Origin of the sequence: Stenotrophomonas sp. 2YAF22 (genome assembly GCF_052114665.1) — a bacterium.
Taxonomy (GTDB): Bacteria; Pseudomonadota; Gammaproteobacteria; order Xanthomonadales; family Xanthomonadaceae; genus Stenotrophomonas; species Stenotrophomonas indicatrix.
This window is the reverse complement of record NZ_JBFRFE010000128.1, coordinates 1-8,230: the sequence shown is the minus strand read 5'-3', so window position 1 is coordinate 8,230 and position 8,230 is coordinate 1. Positions and strand designations below refer to the sequence as shown.

Sequence of the window (8,230 nt, the reverse complement as noted above, 5' to 3'; positions counted from 1 at the left end):
GGCCAGCGACCCGTGCTACCGGGGTGACGCCCGGTCAGGTGTTGCGCAGCGCCAGCAGTTCGCCATTGCCCACCGGCACCAGGCTGGTGGTGAACGCCGCGTCGGCGGCCAGCAGCCGGCACTACCCTATTCAGCGTGTCATCCGGATAATCGCGCGGTGAGCACCGAACCTGACACCCTCGCCGCGGTCGAGATTGAAACCGCGCCCCTGCAGCTGCTGCACCTGGATGAACGGCTGGCCGTGGTCAACAAGCCGGCCGGGCTGATGGTCCATGACAGCAAGCTGGCCCGTGGCGAAGATGATTTCCTCGCCGATCGCCTGCGCGAGCAGCTGGGCCGGCCGATCTTCCTGGTCCACCGCCTGGATCGCGCCACCAGCGGCTGCCTGTTGCTGGCCTTCGACCGTGATACGGCCAGTGCGCTGGGCAAGTCGCTGATGGGCGGGGAGGTAAGCAAGGATTACCTGGCCGTCTGCCGTGGCTGGCCGGCCGAGGAGGCGTGGCAGGTCGACCACGACCTGGACGGCGGTCCCGGCAAGCCGGTGAAGAAGCCGGCGGTCACCGACTTCCAGCGCTTGGCTACCGGCGAACTGTCGGTACCGGTGGGCGAGTTCACCAGCTCGCGCTATGCGCTGCTGCGCTGCCAGCCGCTGACCGGGCGCTTCCGGCAGATCCGCCGGCATCTGAAGCACCTGTCACATCACCTGATCGGCGATACCAGCCATGGTGATGGCCGGCACAACCGCAACTTCCGCATGCAGGGTGTGCACCGCATGCTGCTGCACGCCGAGCGGTTGCGCTTCCCGCATCCGGATGGCGGCACGCTGGACGTGCGCGCCCCGGTCGACGGTGAATTCCAGAAGGCGCTGGACCTGTTCGGTTGGCAGGTCGTCGACGCCTGAGGGTGGTGCCGGCCGCTGGCCGGCAACTGTGCGATTCCAGAAGTCCAGAGGTTGCCGGCCAGCGGCCGGCACTACCTCACTTCTTTTCCGGCTCGTTGACGATCGCTTCCAGATCCTTCTGCAGATCGGCGAACAGCGGCTGCATGCGCGTCTGGATCGCCACCATCACGTTCTGCATCAGCGCCGGGGTCTTGTCGAGCAGGCTCTGGCCGGCCGGGCTCTCGTAGAACTCGGCCATGGCCAGCACGTCTTCCTTGCTGAAGGTCTTCTTGTACAGGTCCACGTACATCGGCCGCAGCTGCTGCCACGACAGTGCCTGGCGCAGGGTCTGGCTGGTACGGGCCTGGATGCGCTGCAGCTGTTCCTGYTGCTGGGCGTTGAGCTTGCGCTGTGCGGCGACCTGCTGGAACTGCTGCTGCTGCATCGCTTCGATCTGCGGCAGCATGGTGTCGATCATGCTCTGCGCACGCGAGGCCGACAGCAGGCGGTTGATGTCGCCATCGGTGGGGGCTGCGGCCAGCACCGGTGCGCTTGCTGCGGCCAGCACCAGCAGCAGGGCCGCGCGGCGCAACAGGGAGGGAACGAAGCGGATCATGCGGAGCGTCCTGCAGTACACGGGATGGCAAGCATACCCCCGGCAAAGGCGAAGGCGGCGTGTTCGGTGCCTGATCGGCGGCATACGGGGCGTGATGGCAGCCACGGCAACGCGGCTGCCGCTACAATGCGCGGATGGGCAGTGGACCGGTCATCATCAGCGCGCAGCTTGAAATCCCCGACGGCGAGATCGTCGAGCGTTTCGTGCGTGCCAGTGGTGCCGGCGGCCAGAACGTCAACAAGGTCTCCACCGCGGTGGAACTGCGTTTCGACGTGGCCGGTTCGCCCTCGTTGCCCGAGCCGCTGCGCGAGCGCCTGTTGGCGCGGCGCGACCGGCGCATGACCGGCGAAGGCGTGCTGGTCATCGACGCGCAACGTTTCCGCACCCAGGATCGCAATCGCGAGGATGCGCGCGAGCGGCTGGCGGCCTTCATCCAGGCCGGGCTGAGCGTGCCCAAACCACGCAAGGCCACCAAGCCGACCTTAGGGTCGAAACTGCGTCGTCTGGACGCCAAACGCGGGCGCGCGCAGATCAAGCGCGGGCGCTCATCACGTGACTGGGAGTGATTGCTTGAACAACCCGACGCCGTTGCTGCCGGCCATTCCGCCGAACATGCCGCAGGTCAAGCCCAACCGTTTCCTGCGCTGGCTGGCGCGCTGCACGCTGCGCATGGGCGGCTGGAAAGTGACCGGTACGCTGCCGAACGTCCCCAGGCTGGTCTTCATCATCGCTCCGCATTCGTCCAACTGGGACGGGCTGTGGGGCATGGCCGCCAAGATCGCACTGGGCATGAAAGTGAAGGTGCTGGGCAAGGCCTCGCTGTTCTGGTGGCCACTGGGCCCGCTGCTGCACAAGCTGGGCGTGATCCCGCTGGATCGCAGCTCGCCGCAGGGCACTGTCGGCCAGGCCGTGGACCTGCTGCGCAACAACGAGAAGATGTGGTTCGCCATCACCCCCGAGGGCACCCGCAAGGCCGTGAAGGACTGGAAGGCCGGCTTCCTGAAGATTGCGCGGATGGCCGACGTGCCGATTCTGGCCGCGTATTTCCACTACCCGGAAAAGACCATCGGCATCGGCCCGCTGTTCACGCCGACCGGCGATGATGCCGCAGACATGGCGACCATCCGCGAGTTCTACCGGCCCTGGATCGGCAAGACCCGCGGCACGGTCTGAGCCAGCCGCTGCCGGCAGCGTAGACGCCACGTCCGGCACATGCCGGGCGCCCGTGACAGGAGTAGGGTGGACGGCTGCCATCCCGTACCGTCTGCCCAAGGAGCGTTTTACATGTCGCGTACCGTAGTCCTGGCCGCCGCCATCAGCCTGGCGCTGGCGGCCTGTTCCGGCAAGGAGTCCACCCCCGTGTCCGAAGCCCAGAATGCACCGGCCCAGCAGCCGGCCGAAGCCTCCACCAACCCGCTGCTGGCCGCCAGCAGCCTGCCGTTCCAGGCACCGCCGTTCGACAAGATCAAGGACAGCGATTACCTGCCGGCCTTCGAAGAAGGCATGCGCCTGCATCTGGCCGACGTGCGCAAGATCGCGGACAGCGCCGAGCCGGCCACCTTCGACAACACCATCGTGGCGATGGAGCGCAGCGGCGAGACCCTGACCCGCGTGGCGCGCATCTTCTTCGGCCTGGTCCAGGCCGATACCAACGATGCCCGCCAGAAGATCCAGGAAGAAGTGGCGCCGAAGCTGGCCGCGCACCAGGACGAGATCAACCTCGATCCGAAGCTGTTCGCCCGCGTGAAGTCGCTGTACGACCAGCGCGAGACGCTGGGCCTGGATCCGGTGCAGAAGCGCCTGGTCGAGCATTACTACGATGGCCTGGTGCGCTCGGGCGCACAGCTGTCCGACGCCGACAAGGCAAGCCTGCGCAAGCTCAACGTGGAAGAAACCACGCTGTCCACCCAGTTCCACACCCGTCTGGTGGCTGCAACCGCCGCTGCTGCGGTCGTGGTGGACGACAAGGCCAAGCTGGCTGGCCTGGACGAGGGCGCGGTCAACAATGCCGCCGCCGCCGCCAAGGACCGCAAGCTGGATGGCAAGTTCCTGCTGCCGCTGCAGAACACCACCCAGCAGCCGGTGCTCGGTTCGCTGACCGACCGCGACCAGCGCGCCGCCGTGCTGAAGGCTTCGGAAACCCGTGCCGAGCGTGGCGATGCCAACGATACCCGGCAGACCGTGCAGCGCCTGGCCCAGCTGCGTGCGCAGAAGGCCAAGCTGCTCGGCTTCGACACCTTCGCCGACTACCAGCTGGGCGACCAGATGGCCAAGACCCCGGCGGCCGCACTGAAGCTGCTGACCGACACCGTGCCTGCCGCCACCGCCAAGGCGCGTGCCGAAGCCGGTGAGATCCAGAAGGTGATCGACGCCCAGAAGGGTGGTTTCCAGGTGGCCGCCTCGGATTGGGATTTCTACGCCGAGCAGGTGCGCAAGGCCAAGTACGATCTGGACGAGTCGCAGATCAAGCCGTACTTCGAGCTGGACAACGTGCTGCAGAACGGCGTCTTCTACGCCGCCACTCAGCTGTACGGCATCACCTTCAAGCCGCGCACCGACATTCCGACCTACAACCCGGACATGAAGGTGTACGAAGTGTTCGACAAGGACGGCACCTCGCTGGCCCTGTTCTACACCGACTACTTCAAGCGTGACAGCAAGTCCGGTGGCGCCTGGATGGACGTGTTCGTCGAACAGGACGGCCTGACCGGTGCCAAGCCGGTGGTCTACAACGTCTGCAACTTCACCAAGCCGGCCGCTGGCCAGCCTGCGCTGATCAGCTTCGACGACGTCACCACGATGTTCCATGAGTTCGGCCATGCACTGCACGGCATGTTCTCGAACGTGAAGTACCCGTCGATCGCCGGCACCGCCACCTCGCGCGACTTCGTCGAGTTCCCGTCGCAGTTCAACGAACACTGGGCGCTGGACCCGAAGGTGTTCGCCAACTACGCCAAGCACTACAAGACCGGCGAAGCGATGCCGCAGGAACTGGTCGACAAGATCCTCAAGGCACGCAGCTTCAATCAGGGCTATGCGACCACCGAGTACCTGTCGGCCGCACTGCTCGACCTGGCCTGGCACACGCAGAAGGCCGATGCCCCGCTGCAGGATGTCGGCGCCTTCGAAGCCAGCGCGCTGAAGAAGTTCAAGGTCGACCTGCCGCAGGTGCCGCCGCGTTACCGCACCACCTACTTCGACCACATCTGGGGTGGCGGTTACTCGGCCGGCTACTACGCCTACTTCTGGGCGGAAGTGCTGGACCATGACGCCTACCAGTGGTTCACCGAACACGGTGGCCTGACCGCCGCCAACGGCCAGGAATTCCGCGACAAGATCCTCTCGCGCGGCAACAGCGTGGAGCTGTCGACCCTGTACCGCGATTTCCGCGGCAAGGACCCGTCGGTGGAGCCGCTGCTGAAGTTCCGCGGCCTGAAGTAAGCGCGGCCTGAAGTACGAAAGAAAAAACGGCGGGGGCAACCCCGCCGTTTTTCGTTGTGCTGCTCATCCACGCATGGCGTGGATCCATGTGTCGACCAAGGTCGACACCCACCAAGAGCAGGCCATCACGTCCCTACATGCACCCGGTTCGCCTGCTCGGCCAACCCCAGGTGATCCAGCGCGATATCCAGCGCCAGTACATAGCTTTGCGCGCCGTACCCGGCGGCGATGCCGAGGCGCTGGCCCACGCCAGCCGGCAGGCACGGCTCGGCCACCGCGCCATCGTCATGCACCTCCACGTACGCGTTGTGCAGGTACGGCAGCAGCCGCTGCAGGCGCAGGCTGTCGGCACATGCGCCCGGATCCAGCAGCGTCACCTCGCCACGGCTGTGATCGGCCACGCGCAGCGCGTCCAGCAGTTCCTGCTCCGAACCGCAGGCGCGGATCGCCACGCTGGTGCCCGCATCGATCGCGCGGTGCACCAGTGATTTCAGTACCGGCGCCGGCAGCGGCGCGGCGGTGCGGATCAACGCGCCAGCCGCTTCCGGGCCACGGATGATGAAGATCGACATGGCTCAGCCCTCCCGTGCCAGGCGACGGCTGACGATGGCCAATGACAGCGGATAACCCGCCTGCTGGCTGCGCTGGTCGACCACCACGGCGGCCGGGCCGTGCTGCAGGCGCAGGCGCGCCTCCAGACCGGGCTGGTGCGGCGACTGCAGTTCGATGTACTCCGCCGGCAGACCGTCCAGCGCTGCCTGCAGCGCACCACCCTCGGCACACCATTGCGCCTCGTCGGCGACGCCGACATCAAGCAGCACCCAGTCCGCGGTGCGCGCCTGCGGCTGGCACAGGCACTGGCGCACATCGGCCAGGCTGGCGCAGTCGGTGCACAGCACCGGATGGCCGGACAACTCGGCCGGCAGCAGCGGACGCGGCACCGACGGCGACGCATGCCGGATCACCAGGAGGGTCATACAACACCTTGCGCAAAGCGCCCTGCGGCGCGGTAGGCATACGATGCGCGTGGGGGCCGTAAAGGTGCGATGCCCAGTGCCCGGCCCGGGCGTAAAACCTTCATAACGTCCGGCCGGAATGCACCCGGTGGATGCCGACCGTTGATCGGCACGGGCATGGAGACCGGCATGATGCCCGGGAACCTCACGCCTTCCCTTGCGGTCTGACGCCCACCCACCACCCGGAGCCTGACATGGATGCTGTAGCCCGTCCGCCGTTCCCAGAGCGCGCGCTCACTTGGCTGAAGAAGGAGGCACTGCCGCTGCTGGTGATGCTGGGCCTGCTCGCCGCCGCCCGCGACACCCTCGCCAACCACTACGTCGTGCCCAGCGGTTCGATGCAGCCGACGCTGCAACCGGGTGACCGGGTGGTGGTGGACATGCGCGCCTACGGCCTGCGCCTGCCGTTCACCAGCCAGGAACTGCTGGCTACCGGCACGCCGCAGCGGGGTGAGGTGGCCGTGTTCGATTCACCGGCCGACGGCACCCGCCTGATCAAGCGCGTCGCCGCCGTGGCCGGCGACCACGTGCAGCTGCGCGATGGCCACCTGAGCATCAACGGCCAGCCGCTGCAGATCGCTGACCTGGCCGACACCGAAGCTTTCGGAGAGCGCCGCGCCAGCCTCGATCTGGACAGCGGCGGTGGCCCGGACATCGCGGACCTGCAGGTGCCCGCCGGCAAGGTGCTGGTGCTGGGCGACCATCGTGGCAACAGTTTCGACGGTCGCTTCTTCGGCTTCGTCGATGCGGACAAGATCTATGGCCGCGCGGTGGCGGTGTACTACCGCCGCGGCGACGGCTTCGAGTGGCAGCGGCTGTAAGCTGATCGATATGCCAGAAGTATCAATCATGACCTAATAGGTTATGGATCGACTGGATGGGCGGGCCTAGTCTGGGGCCCGTCCCCTCCAATCCGGCCGCCCCCACGGCCCACCGCTCCCATGACTGGCGATACTCCGGCGGCCCTCGCCGACCGTCCCCGTACTGACGACGCTCCCGTCGACACCCGTATCCAGCAGGGAACGCCGGCCTTCCGCCGCACCGCGCTGGCGCTGTTTTTGGCTGGCTTCTCGACCTTCGGCCTGCTGTACACGGTGCAGCCACTGCTGCCCGAGTTCAGTCGCCACTTCGGTGTGTCTGCTGCCGGCAGCGCGATGTCGCTGTCGCTGACCACCGGCACCCTGGCCGTGGCCATGCTGCTGGCGGGCCTGCTGTCCGATGCGGTCGGCCGGCGCCCGCTGATGATCGTTGCGTTGCTGGCGTCGGCCACGCTGTCGCTGTGCGCCGCACTGGTCGACGACTGGGCCACGCTGCTGGTGCTGCGCACCTTGCTGGGGCTGGCGTTGAGCGGCGTGCCAGCGGTGGCGATGACCTACCTGGTGGAAGAGATGGACAGCCGCGCGCTGGGCCTGGCGATGGGCCTGTACATCGGCGGCAACGCCATCGGTGGCATGAGCGGGCGCCTGCTGGCCGGCATCATCGCCGACCACTGGGGCTGGCGCTGGGGCATCGGCGTGGTCTCGATCATCGCCATCGCCAGCACCGTGCTGCTGTGGCTGCAGCTGCCGCCGTCGCGCCACTTCCAGGCCAGTCGCAGTGGCCTGCGCCAGCTGCCCGCGCGCTGGCGCACGCTGTTCGCCGATCCCGGCCTGCCGTGGCTGTTCGCCACCTCGTTCGTGCTGATGGGTGTGTTCGTCACCCTCTACAACTACCTCGGCTACCACCTGCTGGCGCCGCCGTACCACCTTAGCCAAACCGTGGTCGGGTTGATCTTCAGCGTGTACCTCGTCGGCACCTTCAGTTCGGCGTGGATGGGCCAGCAGGCTACGCGCTATGGGCGCGGTCGCATCCTGTCGATCTCCTTCGGCCTGATCGCCGCCGGCATCGTGCTGCTGGCGATGCCGTGGCTGTCGGCGATGGCCGTGGGTATCGCGCTGGTCACGTTCGGTTTCTTCGGCGGCCATTCGGTGGCCAGCAGCTGGGTCGGCAGTCGCGCTGGTTCGATGCGTGCGGAAGCGTCGGCGCTGTACCTGTTCGCCTATTACCTGGGTTCAAGCGTGCTGGGCGGCGTGGGCGGCCTGGCCTATGCCGCGTGGGACTGGCTGGGCGTGTGCGCATTCGCCGCGCTGTTGACCCTGATCGGCGGTGGCATCGTGTGGGCGCTGCAGCAGCGCGCGCCGCAGCCGGTGACCGCCTGACTTCCTGCAAAGGGTAGTGCCGGCCGCTGGCCGGCAACCTCGTGAGCTGCGCAACCATCGAACAGTTGCCGGCCAGCGG

Annotated in this window: 9 protein-coding genes; 6 read left to right on the top strand and 3 right to left on the bottom strand. The window is 67.1% G+C overall.

What is annotated here, in order from left to right; all coding sequences use genetic code 11:
* The first annotated feature begins 157 nt into the window (after positions 1–157).
* Positions 158–901, top strand: a complete 744-nt coding sequence (locus tag AB4Y84_RS07420) for a pseudouridine synthase (RefSeq protein ID WP_312108683.1) — start codon at positions 158–160, stop codon at positions 899–901.
* 76 nt (positions 902–977) lie between these two features.
* Here the strand turns inward: AB4Y84_RS07420 and AB4Y84_RS07415 are convergent, their stop codons facing one another.
* Positions 978–1,496, bottom strand: a complete 519-nt coding sequence (locus AB4Y84_RS07415) for a DUF2059 domain-containing protein (protein ID WP_312108682.1) — start codon at positions 1,494–1,496, stop codon at positions 978–980.
* A gap of 134 nt (positions 1,497–1,630) precedes the next feature.
* Between AB4Y84_RS07415 and arfB the strand changes: the two genes are divergently transcribed.
* The 3 genes from arfB to dcp all read left to right on the top strand — a co-directional run bounded on the left by arfB (position 1,631) and on the right by dcp (position 4,937).
* Complete coding sequence (gene arfB / locus AB4Y84_RS07410; RefSeq protein ID WP_442243990.1) at positions 1,631–2,062, top strand: aminoacyl-tRNA hydrolase; 432 nt, start codon at positions 1,631–1,633, stop codon at positions 2,060–2,062.
* A 4-nt stretch (positions 2,063–2,066) separates the two neighbouring features.
* The gene (locus AB4Y84_RS07405) at positions 2,067–2,669 is read left to right on the top strand and encodes a lysophospholipid acyltransferase family protein (protein ID WP_025875827.1); all 603 of its coding nucleotides are present in this window, start codon (positions 2,067–2,069) and stop codon (positions 2,667–2,669) included.
* A 111-nt stretch (positions 2,670–2,780) separates the two neighbouring features.
* Positions 2,781–4,937 (top strand): peptidyl-dipeptidase Dcp, encoded by a 2,157-nt coding sequence (gene dcp, locus AB4Y84_RS07400; protein ID WP_442243991.1) that lies wholly within the window; start codon positions 2,781–2,783, stop codon positions 4,935–4,937.
* A 125-nt stretch (positions 4,938–5,062) separates the two neighbouring features.
* On the opposite strand, the gene AB4Y84_RS07395 is transcribed toward dcp, so the two are convergent.
* The gene (locus AB4Y84_RS07395; RefSeq protein WP_025875822.1) at positions 5,063–5,509 is read right to left on the bottom strand and encodes a hypothetical protein; all 447 of its coding nucleotides are present in this window, start codon (positions 5,507–5,509) and stop codon (positions 5,063–5,065) included.
* A gap of 3 nt (positions 5,510–5,512) precedes the next feature.
* Positions 5,513–5,914 (bottom strand): hypothetical protein, encoded by a 402-nt coding sequence (locus AB4Y84_RS07390; RefSeq protein WP_032978120.1) that lies wholly within the window; start codon positions 5,912–5,914, stop codon positions 5,513–5,515.
* Between the two features lie 233 nt (positions 5,915–6,147).
* On the opposite strand from AB4Y84_RS07390, the gene lepB reads away from it, so the two are divergent.
* Both lepB and AB4Y84_RS07380 read left to right on the top strand, forming a co-directional pair.
* Positions 6,148–6,774 (top strand): signal peptidase I, encoded by a 627-nt coding sequence (gene lepB / locus AB4Y84_RS07385; protein ID WP_025875818.1) that lies wholly within the window; start codon positions 6,148–6,150, stop codon positions 6,772–6,774.
* A gap of 120 nt (positions 6,775–6,894) precedes the next feature.
* A complete protein-coding gene (locus tag AB4Y84_RS07380) occupies positions 6,895–8,151 on the top strand; it encodes an MFS transporter (protein ID WP_442243992.1) in 1,257 nt (418 codons plus the stop codon).
* Positions 8,152–8,230 lie beyond the last annotated feature (79 nt).

Bases quoted from the DNA above. Each gene is read 5' to 3' on its own strand.
- arfB (WP_442243990.1), top strand. From the start codon at position 1,631: ATGGGCAGTGGACCGGTCATCATCAGCGCGCAGCTTGAAATCCCCGAC.
- dcp (WP_442243991.1), top strand. From the start codon at position 2,781: ATGTCGCGTACCGTAGTCCTGGCCGCCGCCATCAGCCTGGCGCTGGCG.
- AB4Y84_RS07395 (WP_025875822.1), bottom strand. From the start codon at position 5,509: ATGTCGATCTTCATCATCCGTGGCCCGGAAGCGGCTGGCGCGTTGATC.
- AB4Y84_RS07390 (WP_032978120.1), bottom strand. From the start codon at position 5,914: ATGACCCTCCTGGTGATCCGGCATGCGTCGCCGTCGGTGCCGCGTCCG.
- lepB (WP_025875818.1), top strand. From the start codon at position 6,148: ATGGATGCTGTAGCCCGTCCGCCGTTCCCAGAGCGCGCGCTCACTTGG.
- AB4Y84_RS07380 (WP_442243992.1), top strand. From the start codon at position 6,895: ATGACTGGCGATACTCCGGCGGCCCTCGCCGACCGTCCCCGTACTGAC.